The sequence below is a fragment of the Crossiella cryophila genome (assembly GCF_014204915.1).
Classification (GTDB): domain Bacteria; phylum Actinomycetota; class Actinomycetes; order Mycobacteriales; family Pseudonocardiaceae; genus Crossiella; species Crossiella cryophila.
Window position 1 is genome coordinate 3377253 of record NZ_JACHMH010000001.1, and the last position, 20043, is coordinate 3397295.

20 protein-coding genes are annotated in these 20043 nt (G+C 70.9%); 14 read left to right on the plus strand and 6 right to left on the minus strand.

Features of this window, described 5'->3' with window-relative positions:
* Positions 1 to 22 precede the first annotated feature (22 nt).
* From HNR67_RS15670 to HNR67_RS15685, 4 genes are all read right to left on the minus strand, one after another.
* Positions 23 to 955: a TIGR04222 domain-containing membrane protein gene (locus tag HNR67_RS15670; RefSeq protein WP_185002845.1), complete on the minus strand. Its 933-nt coding sequence runs from the start codon at positions 953 to 955 to the stop codon at positions 23 to 25.
* A gap of 43 nt (positions 956 to 998) precedes the next feature.
* Positions 999 to 1931: a TIGR04222 domain-containing membrane protein gene (locus HNR67_RS15675; RefSeq protein ID WP_185002847.1), complete on the minus strand. Its 933-nt coding sequence runs from the start codon at positions 1929 to 1931 to the stop codon at positions 999 to 1001.
* Positions 1932 to 2099: 168 nt separating this feature from the next.
* Positions 2100 to 2525 carry a peptide-methionine (R)-S-oxide reductase MsrB gene (msrB, locus tag HNR67_RS15680; protein WP_185002849.1) on the minus strand — a complete coding sequence of 142 codons (426 nt, stop codon included), beginning with the start codon at positions 2523 to 2525 and terminating at the stop codon, positions 2100 to 2102.
* A gap of 48 nt (positions 2526 to 2573) precedes the next feature.
* Positions 2574 to 2882, minus strand: a complete 309-nt coding sequence (locus HNR67_RS15685; protein ID WP_185002851.1) for a hypothetical protein — start codon at positions 2880 to 2882, stop codon at positions 2574 to 2576.
* A 25-nt stretch (positions 2883 to 2907) separates the two neighbouring features.
* Here HNR67_RS15685 and HNR67_RS44410 point away from each other — a divergent pair, with 25 nt between their 5' ends.
* The 3 genes from HNR67_RS44410 (at position 2908) to HNR67_RS15700 (ending at position 5703) form a co-directional block, all read left to right on the plus strand.
* The gene (locus HNR67_RS44410) at positions 2908 to 3552 is read left to right on the plus strand and encodes an NUDIX hydrolase (protein WP_185002852.1); all 645 of its coding nucleotides are present in this window, start codon (positions 2908 to 2910) and stop codon (positions 3550 to 3552) included.
* Positions 3509 to 4576: a non-homologous end-joining DNA ligase gene (ligD, locus tag HNR67_RS15695; protein ID WP_185002854.1), complete on the plus strand. Its 1068-nt coding sequence runs from the start codon at positions 3509 to 3511 to the stop codon at positions 4574 to 4576. The genes HNR67_RS44410 and ligD overlap by 44 nt, the downstream gene beginning before the upstream one ends.
* A 164-nt stretch (positions 4577 to 4740) precedes the next feature.
* Complete coding sequence (locus tag HNR67_RS15700) at positions 4741 to 5703, plus strand: hypothetical protein (protein WP_185002856.1); 963 nt, start codon at positions 4741 to 4743, stop codon at positions 5701 to 5703.
* A 59-nt stretch (positions 5704 to 5762) separates the two neighbouring features.
* Here the strand turns inward: HNR67_RS15700 and HNR67_RS15705 are convergent, their stop codons facing one another.
* Positions 5763 to 6971 carry a metal-dependent hydrolase family protein gene (locus HNR67_RS15705; RefSeq protein WP_185002857.1) on the minus strand — a complete coding sequence of 403 codons (1209 nt, stop codon included), beginning with the start codon at positions 6969 to 6971 and terminating at the stop codon, positions 5763 to 5765.
* 22 nt (positions 6972 to 6993) lie between these two features.
* On the minus strand, positions 6994 to 8586 hold the full coding sequence (locus HNR67_RS15710) for an LCP family protein (RefSeq protein ID WP_185002859.1): 1593 nt from the start codon (positions 8584 to 8586) through the stop codon (positions 6994 to 6996).
* Positions 8587 to 8860: 274 nt separating this feature from the next.
* On the opposite strand from HNR67_RS15710, the gene HNR67_RS15715 reads away from it, so the two are divergent.
* The 11 genes from HNR67_RS15715 (at position 8861) to HNR67_RS15765 (ending at position 19985) form a co-directional block, all read left to right on the plus strand.
* Complete coding sequence (locus HNR67_RS15715; RefSeq protein ID WP_185002861.1) at positions 8861 to 10252, plus strand: NAD(P)/FAD-dependent oxidoreductase; 1392 nt, start codon at positions 8861 to 8863, stop codon at positions 10250 to 10252.
* A gap of 20 nt (positions 10253 to 10272) precedes the next feature.
* On the plus strand, positions 10273 to 11232 hold the full coding sequence (locus tag HNR67_RS15720; RefSeq protein ID WP_185002862.1) for a nucleoside hydrolase: 960 nt from the start codon (positions 10273 to 10275) through the stop codon (positions 11230 to 11232).
* Between the two features lie 16 nt (positions 11233 to 11248).
* Positions 11249 to 11926, plus strand: coding sequence for an alpha/beta hydrolase (locus tag HNR67_RS15725; RefSeq protein WP_185002864.1), 678 nt, complete (start codon positions 11249 to 11251; stop codon positions 11924 to 11926).
* Positions 11927 to 11949: 23 nt separating this feature from the next.
* Complete coding sequence (locus tag HNR67_RS15730; protein ID WP_185002866.1) at positions 11950 to 12630, plus strand: TetR/AcrR family transcriptional regulator; 681 nt, start codon at positions 11950 to 11952, stop codon at positions 12628 to 12630.
* A 103-nt stretch (positions 12631 to 12733) separates the two neighbouring features.
* A complete protein-coding gene (locus tag HNR67_RS15735; RefSeq protein ID WP_185002867.1) occupies positions 12734 to 13489 on the plus strand; it encodes a thioesterase II family protein in 756 nt (251 codons plus the stop codon).
* Between the two features lie 1019 nt (positions 13490 to 14508).
* A complete protein-coding gene (locus tag HNR67_RS15740) occupies positions 14509 to 16197 on the plus strand; it encodes an ABC transporter ATP-binding protein (protein WP_312987344.1) in 1689 nt (562 codons plus the stop codon).
* Positions 16194 to 17924 carry an ABC transporter ATP-binding protein gene (locus tag HNR67_RS15745; protein ID WP_185002869.1) on the plus strand — a complete coding sequence of 577 codons (1731 nt, stop codon included), beginning with the start codon at positions 16194 to 16196 and terminating at the stop codon, positions 17922 to 17924. The genes HNR67_RS15740 and HNR67_RS15745 overlap by 4 nt, the downstream gene beginning before the upstream one ends.
* 75 nt (positions 17925 to 17999) lie before the next feature.
* Positions 18000 to 18209: a hypothetical protein gene (locus HNR67_RS15750; protein ID WP_185002870.1), complete on the plus strand. Its 210-nt coding sequence runs from the start codon at positions 18000 to 18002 to the stop codon at positions 18207 to 18209.
* 43 nt (positions 18210 to 18252) lie between these two features.
* Positions 18253 to 18759, plus strand: a complete 507-nt coding sequence (locus HNR67_RS15755; protein WP_185002872.1) for a hypothetical protein — start codon at positions 18253 to 18255, stop codon at positions 18757 to 18759.
* Complete coding sequence (locus tag HNR67_RS15760) at positions 18756 to 19328, plus strand: hypothetical protein (RefSeq protein WP_185002873.1); 573 nt, start codon at positions 18756 to 18758, stop codon at positions 19326 to 19328. The genes HNR67_RS15755 and HNR67_RS15760 overlap by 4 nt, the downstream gene beginning before the upstream one ends.
* Positions 19329 to 19400: 72 nt before the next feature.
* On the plus strand, positions 19401 to 19985 hold the full coding sequence (locus HNR67_RS15765) for a hypothetical protein (protein ID WP_185002875.1): 585 nt from the start codon (positions 19401 to 19403) through the stop codon (positions 19983 to 19985).
* The last annotated feature ends 58 nt before the right edge of the window (positions 19986 to 20043 follow it).

Sequence of the window (20043 nt, forward strand, 5' to 3'; positions counted from 1 at the left end):
GTGCCGTGGTGATGTAACGGGATCAGCCCCCGCAGCCGCCTCCGCCGCCGCCCCCACCGCTGTCGCTGGAGGAGGAGGAACAGGAGGAGCTGCTGGAACCGGTGGAACAGGACGAGGAACCGCTGGAACTGCTCGAACCGCCGGAGGAGCCGCTGAACCAGCCGCCGGAGCCCGCGGTCGGCATGGCCAGCGCCTGGCTGACGTCCTCGTCCGGGAACGCCGCCACGCCGCCGACCGCGACCAGGAACGCCGCCGCGCTGCCCACCAGGACCAGGTCGCCCTGATCGGTCGTGGTCGAGCGCTGCCGGATCCGGCCGCTGAGCTTCTTCAAGGTCTCCGCGCCGGTGAAGGTGAGCCTCGCCCCAGGCCACCACAGCGCCAGCCCGGCCAGCAGCACGGTCACCGTCAGCAGCAGCGTCAGGTAGCCGACCGGTTTGCCACTCGCGTTGCCCGCGGAGTGCCGGGCCACGCCGATCATGAACAGCACCCCGAAGGTGGCGGCGCCGATCACCTTGCCCACCCGCTGACTTCCCTGCGGCACCACCAGTCCCAGGGAGATCAGCCGGTTGCGTACCTGCCCGACCAGCTTGTGGTTCTTGTACTTATCCCGCAGCCAGCGCAACCGGGTGGTGCCGGTGTGCGAGCGGTTCAGCATGGCCACGATCTCCCGGTCCAGCGGGTGCTGCGGGAGCACTCTGGTGACGGTGAGCGTGCCGTCCCTGGAAGCACGCACCATGTTGTGCTCCAGCATCCTGGCCACCGCGGCGAGCACCACCTGGGCGCCACCGCCTGCCAGGTAGGCGATGTCGTCCGGACTGAGCCGCCCCACCGGTGGACCGTGCCGGCCGCGCCGGCTGGACCGGCGCGCCCAGACGGCCACCACGATCGAGACGAGCATCCCCGCCCCGTACAGGAGCAGGAACTGCGGGCCGGTCAGGCCCCAGGTCTCGGTCATACCCCCACCTCGCGTCGCTCTTGGTTGGGGCGACGGTAGCGCGTCAGCCGCCGCCACCGCCGCCGCAACCACCCCCGCCCCCACCACAGCCGCCGCCCCCGCCGACCGCACCGCCACCGTCTCCGGCACCGCCACCACCGGCGGAATAGCCGCCGGCGTAGCCCCCGGCCAGGTAACCGGTGTCGCTGAGGCCCCGGGAGCGGCGACCGCCCCTGGTTCCGTGCACCTGCTGCTGCGCCGAATGACCGAGCAGCGCCGAACGCACTCGCGCGTCCGGATAGGCCGCGATGCCGTCCCTGGCCACGTGTTCGGCCGCACTGTCCGAAGTGGACTTCAGCGCCCGCTCGACCGCGGCGTCACCCGCCTGGGTGCGCCAGGCCACCGGCAGCCAGGCGGCGAAGCCGGCCAGCACACCGGTCAGCACCAGCAACAGCATCACGTAGCCGACCGGGAAGTCCCGGCTGGCGCCGTCGATCGCCCGCATCACGCCGAGCAGGCCGAGTGCGATCAGCGGCAGCGCCGAGCGCAAACCCATGCCGCGCAACCGATCCGGCGGCACCAGCAGTCCGCGGTCGACCAGCCGGGCACCCACGTCGGTGACCGCCTGACTCTCCGCGACCCGGTGCACCAGCAACCGCAGGGTGCCGCGACCGGTGTCCCCGGTGTACTCGCGCACCTGCCGGGCCACCGGGTCCTTCAACAGCAGTGGACCGGTGCCGCTGACAAAACCGCCCCTGGCGGCCCGCAGCGCCTCCCGCTCCAGCAACCCCGCCACCGTGGTCTCCACCGCGCGCGACGAGCCCCCGACCAGGTAACCGAGTTCGACCGTGGTCAACTCGGTCACCTGTGTGGTGGCGTGGGCGTCCGGTCGCCTCCCCGCGATCCGGATCCACCCGGCCAGCACCAGCGCCACCGCCAGTCCGACGGCGTACAGCTGCAAGAACTCCGGGCCGGTCAGTCCCCATGGATTGTCCATCGTGACCCCCTCTCACCAGCAAGGAAGCCTCATGGTGCGGTCTGGGTCACACTGGGACAAGAGTATTTGATACAGGATTGGGCAGAACTTAGGGAAGGCTTGAGCTTGGCCGGATTTCGCTCAACCACAACGAAATCCGGCCGTTACACAGCTACTCCGAGCGGCCGCTCAGGCCTCTTCGGCGGCAGGCGCGGGAACCAGGCGCAGACTGATGCTGTTGATGCAGTAGCGCTGGTCGGTCGGCGTCGGGAAACCCTCGCCCTCGAAGACGTGCCCCAGGTGGCTGTGGCAGGTCGCGCACAGCACCTCGGTGCGCACCGCGCCCATGCTGCGGTCCTCGCGCAGCAGCACGGCCTCCCCGGCCAGCGGGGTGAAGAAGGACGGCCAGCCGCAGTGCGACTCGAACTTGGTGTCGCTGCGGAACAGTTCGGTCCCGCACGCCCGGCACTCGTAGATGCCCGCGGTCTTGGTGTCGGTGTACTCGCCGGTCCATGCCCGCTCGGTGCCCGCCTGGCGCAGCACCCGGTACTCCTCGGGAGTGAGCTGCTCCCGCCACTCCTGCTCGGTCTTGGCGACCTTCGGACCCTGATCCATGCCACCACGCTAATACGCCGCGCGCCGGGGTGCTCGCAGGCGGATCTTTCAGAACAGGAACAGCAGGATGGTGTTGAGCGCGCCGGTGAAGGTCAGGATCAGGCCGAGCAGGATCAGCCCGGCCAGCACCACCGCGGTGAGCCTGCGCCCGCCGCCGACCCGGTTGGCCGAATCGGCGAACTCGCTGACCCCGGCCAGGTAGCCCTCCACGGTGTAGGGCTTGGGCGCGTGCTCGATCCGGTCGAGGTGCTGGGCGAAGGCCCTCGCCTCGGGATCGTGGGGGTCCAGCCCCACCAGGTCCTCACCGAACCGCCCTGGCGGGCCCTGCGGCTCGTCGTCCGGTTCCGCTGCGCGCATACCGGCAACGGTAGCGTGCGGAGCTGTGAACAGGGCAGACACCGACAGCACGCCACTTTATGATCCCGCACTCGGCCTGGCCGGGCTGCCGAGCGCGCCGCGCTGGGAATCCGCAGGTCAGCGCAGCCTGTACCGCAGTGACTGGGTCAGCCTGGACCTGATCGCGGTGCGCCCGCCGACCGCGCCGCCCTATGAGCACCACGTGGTCCGCACCGCCAACGCGGTGGCCGTGGTGCTCGAACACCCCGACCGCGGCGTGCTGATGCTGCACCGGCACCGCTTCATCACCGAGACCACCGGCCTGGAACTCCCGGCAGGCGGCATCGACCCGGGCGAGGACCCGGTGGCCGCCGCGGTCCGGGAGACCGCCGAGGAGACCGGCTGGGCCGCGGTGCGCCCCCGGCTGTTCCTGACCAGGTGCGTCTCCAACGGCAACAGCGACCAGCTCTTCCACTTCGTGCACGCCGAGGTGGGGGAGTGGCTGGGCGGGCCGGAGAGCCCCGATGAGGGCCCCGCGGTGTGGGTCCGGCACGAGCACCTGCGGGACGTGCTGGGCCGCGATCTGGTCAGCTGTGCGCCCTCCAGCCTGGGGCTGCTGCACGCGATGACCTTCGGTCTGCTGCGCGATGGGGCCGCGGCCGGTAGCGTCCAGGCCCGTGAGCAGGGGTGAAGCACTCGAGCTGACCGTGGACGGCCCGGCGGGACCGCGTGCCGTGCGGGTGTCCAGCCCGGACAAGGTGTACTTCCCGGAGCGCGGCATCACCAAGCGCCAGGTGGTCGAGTACTACCTGGCCGTGGCCGAGCCGCTGATGCGCGTGCTGGGCGAGCGCCCGACCACGCTGAAGCGGTTCCCCGACGGCGTGGCAGGGGAACCCTTCTACGCCAAGCGGGTGCCCAAGGGCGCGCCGGAGTGGGTGCAGCCGGTGCGGATCACCTTCCCGTCCGGCCGCACCGCCGAACAGGTCTGCCCGACCGAGCCCGCGGTGCTGATCTGGGCGGCCAACCTGGGCACCCTGGACTTCCACCCGTGGCCGGTCCGGCGCCCCGACGTGGACCACCCGGACGAACTGCGGATCGACCTGGACCCGCAGCCGGGCACCGACTTCCACGACGCGGTCCGGGTGGCCGGCGTGCTGCGCGAGGTGCTGGACGAGGCCGGCATGACCGGCTTCGCCAAGACCTCCGGCGGCCGCGGCATCCACGTGCTGGTCCGGATCCGCCCCGAATGGGACTTCATCGACGTCCGGCACGCGGTGATCGCGCTGGGCCGCGAGGTCGAGCGCCGCCTGCCCGAGCAGGCCACCGTGGCCTGGTGGAAGGAACAACGCGGCGAACGGGTGTTCCTGGACTACAACCAGGCCGCGCGGGACCGCACGGTCGCCTCGACCTGGTCGGTGCGCGGCACGCCGCGGGCGACCGTGTCTTTCCCGCTGGACTGGGCTGATCTGTCCACTGTGGACCCGGACGACTTCGACGTGCTGACCGTGCCGGGGTTGCTGGCCGAACGTGGGGACTCACACGCGAGTATGGACGAGAACGCCTTCGGGATCGAGACTGCGTTGGAGTGGTACGCCAGGGATGAGCGCGATCACGGGCTCGGCGAGATGCCGTACCCGCCGGATTACCCGAAGATGCCGGGGGAACCGCCGAGGGTGCAGCCGTCCAAGGCGCGCAAGGTGGACGGCGAGGGCTAGGCCAACTGGCCGGATTCCCTAGAGCGGTAAGGCATTTCCAGTCGGATCGGGCAGACCATGGGGCGGTTCTTCGCGCCTCATGGGGCTGAATCTCCTTGGTACGGCGGGATTCCTGGCAGCGTCGGCGGTAGTCGCACGACGGTCTTCTGGGAAGGGATGAACCGATGCTGCGCATTACCGCAGATATTTTCTCCGGTCGGTCGAACCCGGTGTGGGAGGTGCGGGACGGGGCCGAGGCGCGGGCCGCGTTACGCGCGCTGACCGCCGATCGGGGGTTGCTCACCGAGTCCGCGCCGGCGGCGAGCGGACTGGGATTCCGTGGTTTTCAGGTGGAGACGCTGGGGGACGACCACGCGTCGGACCTCGGGCTCGCCAGTGTGTACCTGCCGGTGGGGGCGACGGCAGGTGGCGCGGGAGCGGCCGATTTGGGGGAGCGGCTGATCAGCCTGATCGGTCGCAGTGAGAGCGCGGGGTACGCGGCCGAGGACGCGTTGCCGCTGGATGAGTCACTGGCCACGTTCCTGGGTTCGCAGCTGGAGTCGGTCAGTTCGGCCACCGGTGCCGCCTCCCGCTCGATCAGGGACACCCGCAGCGGTGAGGCCACCGCCGCGCCGGGGCAGGAGCAGGCGCCCGAGGACGGCGAGTCCGCCGCCGCGGTGGTCTGCTACATCGAGCGGACCGCGTTCAACCCCGGGTTCTGGAACAACGACGCCACCACGTTGCGCAACAACAACTGCTACAACTACGCCAGCAACTGGCGGACCAACACCTTCGCCCAGCCCGGCCGCGGCGCGGGCGCGATGTACACCGCGGTCACCTGTGCCGAGGTGACCAGGGGCGCGCTGGCCGACGGCATGCACCGCCGGTTCGACTGCTTCCCGGACACCGAGGCGCCACGCCCGCTGTGCGCACTGGTGGTCGCACCCGGCCCCGGCTTCATCGACTACCACTGGTACCGGCTGCAGTCCGAGCCGTTCTGGGGGCACAAGCCGGGCGGCACGGCGGCCCGCAACACCGACAACAGCGGTGTGGTGATCGGCAACCCGGAGACCGCCAACCGTGGTCCCTACACCCAGTTCTGCGGCTACTTCTACGGCTGCAACACCCAGCGGAACCGGATTCGCTGAGCCGGCAGGGTTTTCCACTCCGGCGGGCGGAGGCCTCTCGCCCGCCGGGGCCATCCGGCCTAACCCCGGGTGTCCTTGACGATCCGGCCACCGCGCAGCACCAGCACCACCCGGTCCGGATCGGCGAACAGCTCCGGCTCGGCCAGTGGATCACCGTCGACCGCGATCAGGTCCGCGCACTTGCCTTCCTCGACCGAGCCGATCTCGTGCTCCAGCCGCAGGATCCGGGCGTTGGTCAGGGTGGCGGAGACGATCGCGGCCATCGCGCCGAGCAGGGTGGCCTTGACCGCGATCTCCAGGCCGCGCCGGTACTGGCCGGGGCCGAGGTGATCGCTGCCGGAGCCGACCAGCACGCCTGCCGCGGTGGCCACCAGCACCGCCTCGCGCATGGCGGTGCGCACCGCGGCCAGGCGGTCGGCGAGATCCGGACGGTCCAGAATGTCCACAATGGACAGTGTGGGGACCAGGGCGGCGCCGTGCAGGGCCATCCGGGCCGCGGTCTGCTCGTCCAGGAAACTGCCGTGCTCGAAGCAGCTGATCCCGGCTTCGAGTCCATTGTGGATCGCTTGTCTGCCATGGGCGTGCGCGGTCACGTAGCTGCCCCTGGCCGCCGCCTCCTCGACCGCGGCGCGCAGTTCGGCCACGGTGAACTGGGTGTCGCCCAGCCCGGCCGAGATGGACAGCACCCCACCGGAGGCGGCCACCTTGAGCTGGGTGGCGCCCCGCCGGAAGGCGTGCCGGGCGGCCCGGCGGACCTCCTCGGGGCCGTCACAGGTCTGCACCGCCTGGGACAGCCCTGGTAAGCCGCCGTGGTGCTGCTCGCGGTCCAGGAAGCCCGGGGTGTGGTCGCCGTGGCCGCCGGACTGGGTCAGCATCGGCCCGGAGGGCAGCAGCCGGGGGCCGGGCACCAGGCCCGCGTCGATCACCTCGGCGAGCCCGCCGTCCGCCCCGCCCAGGTCGCGCGCGGTGGTGTGCCCGGCCAGCAGGCACAGCTCGGCGTTGCGGAACATCTCCGCCGCGGTACGGGCCGGGGACATCGGCGCCCGCTCACCCAGGTCGATCAGGCCCAGGTGCGCATGCGCGTCGATCAGGCCGGGCAGCAGGGTCAGGCCGGACAGGTCCAGCACCCGCGCGCCCGAGCGCACCGGGCTGTGCACCGAGGTGATCCGGTCGCCCAGGGTGTGCACGGTGGCCGAGGACACCGGATCGGCTCCGGTGCCGTCGATGAGGGTCGCTCCGGTCAGTGCCAGCCCAGCCTCGCCGCCCATGGCGGGCAGCGTAGGCCGGAATTCAGTTCTTGTCCGTCTGGCCGGGGTCGGTGGAGCAGATCTGGTCCAGCGAGTCCGGCGGCGCGATGTTCGGCGAGCTGCCCGCCGGCGGCTGGGTGCCGCTGGTGCGCACCGGCGGCTTGCCACTGGGCGCGCCCGGCTTGCCGGGGGTGCTCGACGGCGGGGTCGCGGTGCTGGTGGTGGTCGGGCTGGCCGAGGTGGTCGAGGTGGTCAGCGCCTGGGCGTTGCGCACGACCTCGCGCATGTAGTTGAAGTCCGGCATGGCGGTGGAGAACTTGCCGCCGTTGCGGGTGGCCAGGTTGGGGTCGAAGGAGATGCTCTGGATCGGCAGCGCGCGGGCCTTGTTCGCCAGGCCCAGCAGTGCGGGCAGCACGTCCTGCGGGATGTTGGTGGACACGTTGTCCTGGGTGGCCGCGGCCACGCCCTGGAAGTTGGTCAGCATGTCCATCGGGCTCTTCTGCTCGATGACGTACTTGATCAGGCAGCGCTGGCGGCTCATCCGCATGTAGTCGCTGCCGTCGCTGCGCGCACGGCCGTACCAGAGCGCCTGTTCGCCGTTGAGGTGCTGCTGCCCGGCCGGGATCCAGCCCTTGGGCCGGATCTGCTCGCCGTGCGGGCCGAGGCCGTTGATCGGGATGGGCCGGGGGCCGACGTTGACGTCCACCCCGCCGAGGGCGTCGATGATCGAGGCGAACCCGGCCATGTTGACCTGGATGTAGTAGTCCAGCTCCACGCCCAGCATCTGGCTGATCGAGGAGTTGAGCAGGTTCAGCCCGGCCACCGTGCTCGGGCCGCTGGGCGCCAGCTGCGGGTGCTCGTTGCCGTACTTGTACAGCGCGTTGAGCAGGTACTCGCCCGAGTTCGGGTCCCGGCCGTCGTGGAAGCCGTTGGGGAACTGCCTGGCCATCGGCGAACCGGGCGGGAACTGGGCGCGCTGCAGGTTGCGCGGGAGTCCGAACAGGACGGTCTGGCCGCTGCGGGTGTCCAGGCTGGCCACCATCATGGTGTCGGTCCGGGTGCCGGTGCGGTCCGGGCCCGCGTCGCTGCCCACCAGCAGGATGTTGAGCCGCGGCTTCTTGATCGCCTCCACGTCGCCGCCCTGGCTGGGCTGGGTGCCGCCCTGGCCGCCCGCGGTGCTCCCGTTGGTGGGGAACAGGTTCTGCAGCAGCGAGCGGTAGGTGTTGACGGTGTAGGCGGCGTAGCCGAACGGCGCGGCGATCACCGCGCACAGGGTGAGCACGACCAGGGTGGCCATGATCCGGCCGCCGGCCCGCATGCCGCCGCGCGGGCGCGCCAGCGCGAAGGTGCGCAGCACCACGGTGATCCACAGCAGCGCGAGCACGGCGCAGGCGATGATCGCGCCGAGCAGCACCCGCGGTGACACCGCGTAACGGAGCAGCTCCTCCTGGGTGAGGGTCAGCCCGACGTAGAGCCCGCCGCCGAGCAGCAGCAGGAAGATCGCCAGCAGGAACCAGCCGGCCCGCTTGCGCAGGGCCAGGTGCCCGGAGCCGGGCACGATGGTGGATCCCAGGGTGAGCAGCAAAGCCTTACCCAGAGTGCGGGATTGCTCACTCTCTCGCGATCGACGGCCCATGTGTCCAGCTCCTCGGTTCTGTCCTGCGCTGTTCATACGCCGCAGTCCCGAGCCGGGTTGCACCGCTGACCAGTGGTTCCACTGGGCCGCCGCAGGTGGCGCCGGCCCTCGGCCGTTAAACGTACCGATAGTCGAATTGGTTGCCGCACGTGACCGGAATCGCGTGGATCCCCTCTCCCGGGGGAGCGCGCTGGTTCCTGTGGGGGAGTTGTCACTGACCGCTTCGCAGCAGGCTCGACAGGGTCAGTGCAGAGCGTCACGAACGGGGAGAGCGATGAGCGGACCGCAACGGATCGTCGTGGTCGGGGGCGGCTATGTCGGCATGTACACCGCGCTGCGACTCCAGAAGAAGCTGAGCGCGGGCGAGGTGACGATCACCGTCGTCGACCCGCAGCCGAACATGACCTACCAACCGTTCCTCCCCGAGGCAGCGGCGGGCTCGATCGAGCCGCGCCATGTGGTAGTACCGCTGCGCAAGGTCCTGCGCAAGTGCACCGTGCTCACCGGACGGGTGTCCACGGTGGACGCCGGGCGCAAGATCGTCACCGTGCTGCCGGTGGAGGGCGTGCCGACCGAGCTGCCCTACGACCACCTCGTGCTGGCCCCCGGCGCGGTCGCCAGGACGCTGCCGGTGCCCGGTCTGGCCGAGTGCGGGATCGGCTTCGGATCCGTCGGCGAGGCCATCCACCTGCGCAACCACGTGCTGTCCAGGCTGGACGTGGCCTCCACCACCGACGATCCGGCCCTGCGGCGGCGGGCCCTCACCTTCGTCGTGGTGGGTGGGGGATATGCCGGGATCGAGGTGTTCGGCGAACTGGAGGACATGGCCCGCGCTGCCCTCCGTCAGCACCCCCGACTGTCCGAAAAGGACATGCGCTGGGTGCTGGTGGAAGCAGCCGATCGGGTGTTGCCGGAAGTGAGCCCGAGCATGGCCGACTACACCGTCGGCCGGTTGCGCAAGCGCGGTATGGAGGTGCTCCTGGGCACCCGGGTGTCCGCAATGGACGGTGGCCACGTGGTGCTCACCGCATCCATGCTCGACCCCGCGAGCGGGTCTTCGGCAGCGTCGGAATTCGACGCCGACACCATCGTGTGGACCGCCGGGGTCAAGGCCAACCCGCTCGCCGCCCGATCGGGTCTGCCGGTGGACGCGCGCGGCCGGGTGCAGTGCGATCCGGAACTCCGGGTGATCGGCGCCGACGGGGTGTGGTCGGCCGGTGACTGCGCGGCCGTGCCCGACCTGTCGGCCAGCGGCCTGACCGTGTGCGCGCCCAGCGCCCAGCACGCGGTCCGGCAGGCCAAGGTGCTCGCGGACAACCTGCGGGCCGCGGTGCGCGGCCGGCCGGTGCGCGGGTACCGGCACAAGCACGTCGGCTCGGTGGCCAGCCTCGGGCTGCACAAGGGGGTCGCCGAGGTCTACGGCATCCGGCTGCGCGGCTTCCTGGCCTGGATGCTGCACCGGCTGTACCACCTCAGCCGGGTGCCCACGGTCAACCGGAAGGTGCGGGTGATGGGTGACTGGGTGCTCACGTTCTTCTGCGGCCGCGAAGTGGTGTCACTCGGCCAGGTGGAGCATCCGCGCCGGGACTGGGCCGCCATCGTGGCCGAGGTGGAGTCGAATCCCCAGATCACAGTCCCGAAACCGTTCTCCGGAACGGACCGGTGAGTCTGATTGACTGTTCAACCGTGCGAATTGTGCTGGACACCGATCCGGGGATCGACGACGCGCTCGCGATCCTGTATTTGGCCGCGCAGGCGGACGTGGAGATCGTCGCTGTGGGTAGCGTCCACGGAAACGTGCCCGCGCAGGTCGCCGCGGACAACAGCAGGCGGATCCTGGACGTGCTCGGGCTGGACGGCGTGCCGGTGGCCGTCGGCGCCGCCCGTCCGCTCGCCCAACCCCTGCTGACCTCGGAGTTCGTCCACGGTCCGCACGGGCTCGGCCGCTGGGAGGGACCCGAGCCGTCCCGGCCCGCGGTGCGCGAGTCCGCGGCCGAACAAATCGTCCAGCTCGCCCGGCAGCACCCGGGCGAGCTGGATCTCCTCGCGCTCGGCCCGCTCACCAACGTGGCGCTGGCCCTGCTGCTGGAGCCCGAACTGCCCAGCCTGTTGCGCTCGGTGATGGTGATGGGCGGTGCGGTGGACGCCCCCGGCAACGCCACCCCGTTCGCCGAGGCCAACATCTGGCACGACCCGGAGGCCGCCGACCTGGTCTTCGCGGCAGGCTTCGAGCTGACCCTGGTGGCCCTGGACGTCACCCACTCCGCCCGCGCCGACGCCGACTGGCTGGACACCCTGGCCGCCAGCACCGGCCCGCGCGGCAAATTCGCGCACGACGTGCTCGGCTTCTACGTGGACTTCTACAGCCGGATGCTCGGCGAACGCTGCTGCACCCTCTACGACCCGCTGGCCGCGGCCATCCTGCTGCACCCCGACCTGGCCACCTACCGCGAGCTGCCGGTCAGCGTGGAGCTGCGCGGGGAGAAGACCCGCGGGCAGACCGTGGCCGACCTGCGCGGCTACGGCAAGGAGATCTCGGCCGAACTCGGCGGGATCACCGACCGGCCGGCGATCAAGGTGGCCCGCACGGTGGACGGCCCGGAGTTCTTCAAACAGCTCACCGAGGCCCTGATCGACCGGGTCTGACCGTTAGGGAAGCGCCATGACCACTGAATCCCCCACCCTCGTCCTGGTGCACGGCGCCTGGCACGGCGCCTGGACCTGGGACGAGCTGATCCCGCTGCTCGGCGAGTGGCCGGTGGTCGCGGTCGAGCTGCCCACCCTCGGGGATCCGGCCGCGGGCCTGGCCGAGGACGCGGCCGCGGTGCGGGCGGCGGTGACTGCGGTGGACGGCCCGGTCGTGGTGGTGGCGCACTCCTACGGCGGCGTGGTCGTCACCGAGGCGCTGGCCGGCCTGCCCAACGTGGCGCACATCCTCTACCTGGCCGCGTTCGTGCTCGACGTCGGCGACTCGCTGGTCGCGGCCGCGGGCGGCGACGGCTCGCCGCCGTGGTGGGAGGTGGGCGAGGACGGTCTGGTCCGGGTCACCGGCGCGGCGGAGGTCTTCTACAACGACCTGCCCGCCGAGCGGGCCCAGGCGGCGGTGGCCCGGTTGCGGCCACAGGCCCTGCGGCCGTTCCTGGACGAGCTGACCGCGGCGGCCTGGCGGGAGGTGCCGACCTCCTACCTGGTCACCACCGAGGACAACGCCATTCCCGCCTTCGTGCAGCGGCAGTTCGCGCGGCGGTGCGGATCGGTGTCCGAACTCGGCGCCTCGCACTCGCCGTTCCTGTCCCGGCCGGACCAGGTCGCCGAGCTGATCCGGCAGATCGCCAAGTAGGTCGCTGCGGTTACGGTGAGCACGTGACGAGTTCCGCGAGCGAACGCGGCCCCCGGGTCTTCCGCGGCGAGCCGCCGGTGACCGCCGAGTTGATCGTGGACGCCGCCGAACGGCTCACCGCCGAACAGGGCCTGGCCGGCTGGACCGTGCGCAAGCTCGCCACCGAGCTGGACTGCTGGCCGACGGTGATCTACCACCACGTCGGCGACCGGGCGGCCGTGCACCACGCGGTGGCCGACCGGGTGGTGTCCCGGATGCCGTGCCCGGATGAGGATCTGGACTGGCGGGAGTGGTTCACCGAGCTGCTGATCGGCGCCCGCCCGGTGCTGCGCGGCTTCCCCGGCGTGGCCCGCTGGCTGGTGCTGCGCGGCCCGATCGTGCCCTCGGCGTTGCGCATCCTGGACCGCGGCGTGCGGGTGCTGCGGCGGGCGGGCTTCGGCGCGGAGTCGCCGATGGTCTACAGCACCCTGCTCAACGCGGCCATCCTGTTGATCATGTCCTACGACGAGCGCTCGGCGGAGGACCAGGGCACCAAGACCACCATCACCGAGGCACTGGGCGCCTACCGGGACGACCCGAGGGACGGGCTGGCCGCGATGGCCGAGTACCTGCTGACGCCGGACATGTCCGAGCAGTTCTACGCCTTCACGGTGGATCGGGCCATCGCCGGGGCGCAGGCGCGGCTGACCGAGCTGGGCGGCTGACCGAGCCGGGCCGCGGGTGAGACGCTGCTAACGCGGTAGCCACCCGGGTGCGGCGGCTACCGTCTTCCTCGACGTTGTTCGCCGAGTTCGAGGAGGCCACCCCGTGACCGGGCCCTGGGTTCGCTGCTACCAGTCCCGTCCGCAGGCACGGCTCCGGCTGTTCTGCTTCCCGCACGCGGGCGGCACCGCCAGCGCGTACCGGTTGTGGCCGCCGCTGTTGCCTGCCGGGGTGGAGATGCTGGCGGTGCAGTATCCGGGGCGGGAGGAGCGGTTCAGCGAGCCCGCGTTGACCACGATGGATGAGTTGGTCGCGCAGTTGGTCTCGGGGTTGCGGGCCGAGTTGGATCGGCCGTTTGTGTTCTTCGGGCACAGCATGGGGGCATCGGTGGCGTATGAGACCGCGTTGGCGTTGCGGCGGGCTGGGTTGCCGATGCCGCAGCGGTTGGTGGTTTCGGGGAAGGAGGCGCCGGAGCACGCGGTGCTGGGGGAGGTGCATCTGCGGGATGACGAGGGGTTGGTTCACGAGCTGAGCGCGTTGGGCGGGACGGGCGCTGCGGTGTTGGAGCACCCGGAGTTGCGGGAGTTGTTGTTGCCGATCGTGCGGGCGGATTATCGGCTGATCGAGACCTATCTGCCTGCGCCGGCGGAACCGCTTGGGTGTCCGGTGACCGCGTTCGTGGGGGACAGCGATCCGGAACTGACAGTGGACCAGGCGCGCGACTGGGACAAGACGACGACCGGTGGCTTCGATCTCCAGGTCTTCCCTGGCGATCACTTCTACCTGATGGATGGGCGGGCCCAGGTTGTCGCCGCACTCAACCGACGACTGCCCCTCGCACCCTCGCAGCCTGCGTCCTGATCACGAGGCCAAGAGCAACAATTCAGCAGGACCTTGAAAACCCACCCCGCCTGCTAGCCCTCCACGCTCTCCTCCGCCCACAACAGCCAACACGCCGTACAACAACGGCCAACACACCGTACGAAAACGGCCAACACACCGGCGGGTTGAACCCCTCGCCGGCGTGTTGGCCGTTATGGACGGTGTGTTGGCCGTTCTGGGACGGTGTGTTGGCCGGAATGGGACGGCACGTTGGCTGTTGTGGGCGGGATGTCGATCAGCCCGTAATGGTCGGGCCCCGGGCTCGACCGTCGACTGGCAGTTTCGCGTGCTTCTTGGCTCGTCTCCGTCGCCCCGCCTCGCTTTTCGGTGCGCTGCCTCGCCCACTGTCGCCTTGCCCTGCGCCGCGCATCGCCGTCCTGCGCCGCACTGCGTTGTACCGCCTGTGTCGTGCCGTGCCGTCTTGATCCGCCCGCCCGTCCGCGTCGCCCGCCGCCCCGCGCTGCCTCGGCTCGCCCCGCCCGGCCTCCGACCCGCCCCGACCTGACCCGCCTTGCCTCGTCCCGACCCGCCCCGACCCGCCTCGCCCCGACCCGCGCCGCCCAGCCACATCGCCTCGCCCCGCCGCGTGCCGCCTCGCCCCGCCGTGTCGGCCCGCCCCGTCCCGCCAGTCCCCGCCCGATCCCGGTCTCGCCTCGTGCCCTACTCCGGCCCCGTCGCGTTCCGGCCCCGCCCCGTTCCGGCCGCGACCGCCCGTGCCGCCTCGCCGGGGCTCGTCCGCCTCGCCTCGCCCTCGCCGTCCCGCAACGGCCAACGTGCCGTACGACAACGGCCAACACTCCGTACGACAACGGCCAACACTCCGGGGGTGGGGGTTGCTTTGGGGGGTTTGGGGGTGGTTAGGTTGGCCTAACTTTTGTTTGTACGTTGTCTAAATTGGGGTTGTGGGGATGGGCGAGGGTTCGGGGGGCTTGCGGCCTGATCGGGCTGCGTTGGCTCGGTTGCTGGCGCCTGTTCGGGGGCGGCTTCGGGTGGCTGTGGTGGCTCAGGTGGTTGCCGCGTTGGCCGCGGTGGTGCCGTTTGTGGCGGTGGCGGAGTTGGGGCGGGTGTTGCTTGGGGGTGGGGCCGGGGCTGTTTGGGGGATTGTTTGGGTTGCGGTGGGGGCTTTGGGGGCTCGGTTTGTGTTGTTCTTTTTGGCTGGGGGGTTGACTCATCTGGCTGATGCTGATCTTCAGCTGGATTTGCGGCGGCGGATGGCCTTTCGGTTGGGGCAGGTGCCGTTGGGGTGGTTTGGGAGTCGGAACTCGGGGGTGGTGAAGAAGGCTTTGCAGGATGATGTCACTGCCATGCATCATCTGGTCGCGCATTCTTTGCTGGATCTGACCGCGGGGATTGTCACGCCGGTGGCGGCGTTGGGGTATTTGTTCTGGGTGGACTGGCGGATGGCGTTGGTTACGCTGGTGCCGGTGGGGTTGGGGTTGCACTTCTATTTTCGGGCCATGGCCGGGTATGGCGAGAACATGGTTGCCTATGATCAGGCGTTGGGGCGGATCAATGGCAGTGCGGTGGAGTTTGTCAATGGTATCGCGGTGGTGAAGACGTTTGGGCAGTCTCGTAAGGCGCATGAGCGGTTCACCAGGGCTGCTGATGATTTCGCCACGTTCTTCTTGGACTGGGTTGGTGGGGTTACCAAGGTCAGTGCTGTTGGGCAGATTCTGCTTTCGCCGGTGGTGATGTTGCTGGTGGTGCTGGGTGGGGGCACTGTTTTTGTGACCAGTGGGTGGTTGGCGGCGGCGGATGTGTTGCCGTTCGCGTTGCTGGGGTTGGGGATCGCGGCTCCGATCACGACGCTGGCGCATACCTCGGAGCAGCTCCGGGCGGCTCGGTTGGCGGCGGCGAAGGTGGCGGCGGTGCTGGATGCGGAGACGTTGGCGGCGCCGGAGATGGTGGGGGCTGATCCGGTGGACGGGCGGGTCAGTTTGCGGGGGGTGCATTTCGGTTACGCCGTGGACGCGCCGGTGTTGCGGGGGGTTGATCTTGAGCTGGCGCCGGGGACTGTGACGGCGTTGGTGGGGCCTTCCGGGTCGGGGAAATCGACCTTGGCGAAGTTGTTGCCCCGGTTCTTCGATGTCACCGAGGGGTCGGTGAGTGTGGGCGGGGTGGACATCCGGGAACTGTCGGCTGAGCAGCTCTATCGGCGGGTTTCCTTTGTGCTGCAGGATGTTCAGTTGTTGCGGGCCTCGGTGGCCGACAACATCCGGCTGGCCGTGCCGGAGGCTGAACAGTCCACTGTGGAGCGGGTGGCGCGGGCGGCGCAGATCCATGAGCGGATCTTGGCTTTGCCGCGCGGTTATGACTCGGTGATCGGGGAGGACGCCCGGTTCTCCGGTGGGGAGGCGCAGCGGGTTTCCATCGCGCGGGCGTTGCTGGCCGATGCGCCGATCCTGGTGCTGGACGAGGCCACCGCCTTCGCCGATCCGGAGTCCGAGTCGGCTATCCAGCAGGCGTTGTCGACGCTGGTCGCGGGACGCACGCTGCTGGTCATCGCGCATCGGTTGTCCACGGTGGCCGCGGCGGACCAGATCGCGGTGCTGAACGCCGGAGTGGTCGCCGAACTGGGTAGGCATGAGGAACTTCTTGTCCGGCAAGGGTTGTACGCGCGGATGTGGGCCGCGCACGAACGCGCCGGTAGCTGGCAGCCGCACACTTCGCCGCTGGAGACTCGATGATCCGCTCGCTGTTGACCGTCCTCGGCCCTGGGCACGCCGCCCCGCTGCGCCGGATGATCGGGGTGATGGGGCTGGCCGCGGTGTTGCAGGGCGCGGCGTTCGCCCTGCTGGTGCCGGTGTTGCGGGCCCTGCTCGGGCCGACGCCGGGGGATGCCTGGCCGTGGCTGGCGGTGTTCGCCGTGGTCGCGGTGGCGCAGGCGGTGGCCGCCTACCTCGCCCAGCTCGCCGGGTACCGGGCCGGGTCGAGCATGTCCCGTGGGCTGCACCACCGGCTGGGCGACCAGATCGCCAGTCTGCCGCTTGGCTGGTTCACCGGGGACCGGGTCGGCAAGCTCGGGCAGCTCACCAGCGGTGGCGTGATCAACGTGATGCAGGTGCCCGCGCACCTGTTGCGGCCGCTGATCGACGCCGTGGTGACCCCGGCCGCCGTGGTGCTGCTGATGTACGTCTTCGACTGGCGGCTGGCACTGGCCGCCACGCTGGCCGTGCCGGTGCTCTACCTCGTCTACCAGTGGAGCGGGCGGCTGATCCAGCGCACCGACCACGGCCGGGACCTGGTGATCGCCGAAGCAGGCGGGCGGGTGGTCGAGTTCGCCCAGACCCAGCCGGTGCTGCGGGCCTTCGGGCGGACCGTGGAGGGCTATCGGCTGCTGGATGAAGCCCTGGTGGCGCAACGGGATGCCGGTCGCCGCATGATCACCACCGGGGTGTGGGGGATGATCGGGTTCGGACTGGTCGTGCAGGCCACTTTCACCGCGCTGCTGGTGCTCGGCGTGTCCTTCGCCCTTGGCGGCAGCCTGGGGGTGCCGGAACTGCTCGCGCTGCTGGTGCTGGCCGCCCGCTTCGTCGAACCGCTGGCCATGGCGGCCGACCTGGGTGGCGCGATCCGGTTGGGGCGCAACGCGTTGAGCCGGATGATCGAACTGCTGGAGACCCCGCTGCTGCCTCAGCCCACCGCCCCGCGCAAGCCGGGCGACACCACGATCGAGCTGGTCGAGGTGTCCTTCGGCTACGACAGCAGGCCGGTGCTGGAACAGGTGTCGCTGCGGGTGCCGCCGCGCAGCATGACCGCGCTGGTCGGCCCGTCCGGCTCCGGCAAGACCACGGTCACCCGGCTGATCGCCCGGTTCTTCGACGTTGACTCCGGCTCGGTCCGGGTGGGCGGGGTGGACGTCCGCGAGATCGCCGGTGACGAGCTGATGTCGTTGGTGTCACTGGTGTTCCAGGACGTCTACCTGTTCGAGGGCACCATCGAGGAGAACATCAGGGTGGGCAGACCCGGCGCCACCGGGGAACAGGTGCGCGCCGCCGCCCGGCTGGCCAGGGTCGAGGAGATCGTGGCCCGGCTGCCCGGCGGCTGGCAGGCCCGCACCGGCGAGGGCGGGGTGACCCTCTCCGGCGGCGAGCGCCAGCGGATCTCCATCGCCCGCGCCATCCTCAAGGACGCGCCGATCGTGCTGCTGGATGAGGCAACCGCCGCGCTGGACCCGGAAAACGAGTCCGCCGTGCAGGACGCGCTGACCGCGCTCACCGCCGACCGCACCCTGCTGGTCATCGCGCACCGCCTGCAGACCGTGGTCGCCGCCGACCAGATCGTGGTGCTGGACGGCGGCCGGATCGCGCAGAGCGGCACGCACGAGGAGCTGATGGCGCGCGGCGGCCGGTACGCGGAGTTCTGGGCCGAACGCAACCGGGCGCACGGCTGGCGGCTGCTCCCAACGCGTTAACGTGACGGCCAACGTTGGCACCCACCGGCATACTGTTGGGAAGACACTTGTCGCCGCAACGGTGGAAAGGACCCGGTGCACACGTTCCTGGCGCGTTTCGTCGGCGGTCCCCTGGACGGCCGGTGGCAGACGTTCACCTCCGCCAGTCCAGCCGCACTGGCCACGGTGACCCACGTCCACCTGCACCAGGGGCCCAAGATCGTGCACCACTACGACCTCCGGCACAGCGAGGAACACGGCTGGGAGTACCACCTGCGGCAGGACGTCGACGCCGAGGAGTGCTAGCCCCCATCCCGGTAGGATCTCCGCCGGAACTGGGGGTTCTTTCATGGTGAAGGTGGCGGCGGGCGTCCGCGAGCAGGTGCGGGCCGAGTTGTCCCGGCAGTGGCGGGAACCGGTGCGGGTGGTGCACATCAGCAAGGTGCGGCCCGAGTTCCGGGTCAAGGGACGGCGCAGCGACGGGACCGTGATCGGCACCCGGCGGCTGCGCAGGCTCGCCTGGAACCTGGTCCGCTTCGCCGGTGTGCTGGTGCAGCTCGTGCTGGACGGCGACGGTGACCTGGACCTGCGGCGCGGCACGGTGACCGCGCCGCCGGCCTCGCCCGCGGTGGGCTTCGCGGACGCGGCGCGGCGGGTGCGCAGGCGGTTGTGGCTGGGCTGGACGCCGGGGCGGGTGGCGTTGCTGGTGGTGGACGGCGGCGGGCCGCGGATCGTGTGGCAGGGCCAGGCCCAGTTCGCCACCCGGCAGTTCGCGGTGATCTGGCCCGACGGCGGCCGGGTGGTGCTGCCGCCGGACCGGGCCGAGCGGGCCAGGATCAAACGGGAACCGGCGTGAAGCCCGAGATCGCGGCCCGGCGGGCGGCGGAGGTCGCCGAGTGGGCGCACCGCGAGTGGGGGCAGGACGCGCGGGCGGTGCCGCTGGGGGAGATGCGGTTCCGGTACCACGTGCACGGGCGGCGGGTGGACGGCTCGGCGCGCAACCCCGACCAGCCCGGGTCCGGCGGCGCGGAGGAGATGGTGGCCGCGCCGCTGGGTGAGGCCACCGGACTCGGTGAGCTGCTGGTCGCGGCGGTGGTCTCGGCGCTGCTGTGGGTGTTGCTGCTGGGGGCGCGGCTGGTCTGGCTGCTGCTGCGGCTGGTCAGCAGGCAGGCGGCGCGGCGGACCGCGACCGTGCTCGGCCGGAGCCGGCAGCTCGGCGTGCGGTTCGCGGACGCGGCGAACCGGCAGGACGACGTGTGGCTGGTGTGGACCGGGCAGCGGATGGCGTTGCTGCACGTCCGGCCCAAATGGTGCCAGCCGTTGTGGCAGGGCGAGGGTGAGTCGGCGCCGCGGATCGAGCGGCGGGCGTTGCGCTGGGCCGACGGCTCCCGGGTGCGGTTGCCCGCGGGCACGCTGGACGGCTGAGCGACCCCGGCAACCTTCGTGGGGCCGCCGGTGTCCTGGTAGGTGACTGGGGGACTCGGCTGACTGGGGAGGATGGCGTTGGGGGGCTTGGTGGTCGCGGGGGACGCGCCGGAGGGCGTCGAGGCTGAGCAGCGGGTGCGGGAGTGGGTGCGCGGCGCCTGGCGGGAGCCGGCGCGGGTCTCGGCGGTGGGCGAGGTGCGGCTGCGGTACTACGTGCGCGGCCGCACCCGGGACGGGGCGCGGCGGCACTCCGAGGACCCGGAAGGTCCCGACCCGCTGGACATGGTGGATCTGGACGGGGTGTTCGAGACGCTGTTCGCCGCGCTGATCTCGGTGCTGTTCTGGCTGGTCATGCTGCTGCCGCGGATGCTGTCCGCGCTGTGGCGGCTGGTGGCGCCCTGGTACCGGCGGCGCTGTTCGGTGGTGATCGGCAAGCCGCGGCAGGCCGCGATCCAGTTCGCCGACGCGGTGCAGGGGCAGCCTGGGTTGTGGCTGGTGTGGGCGTCTTCCCGGATGGCGCTGGTGCGGCCGGTGGCGGAGGGCTGCGAGGTCGTCTGGGAGGGGCGGTTCGACCGGCTGCCGTCGGTGCACTGGAACGTGCTGCGCTGGATCGACGGGTCCAAGGTGCGGCTGCCGAAGCGGGTGCTGCGCGGCTGAGCGGCGGGTGCGGGCGGCTTCGCCGGTCGCCCACCCCTGACCCGTTGGCGGACACCGG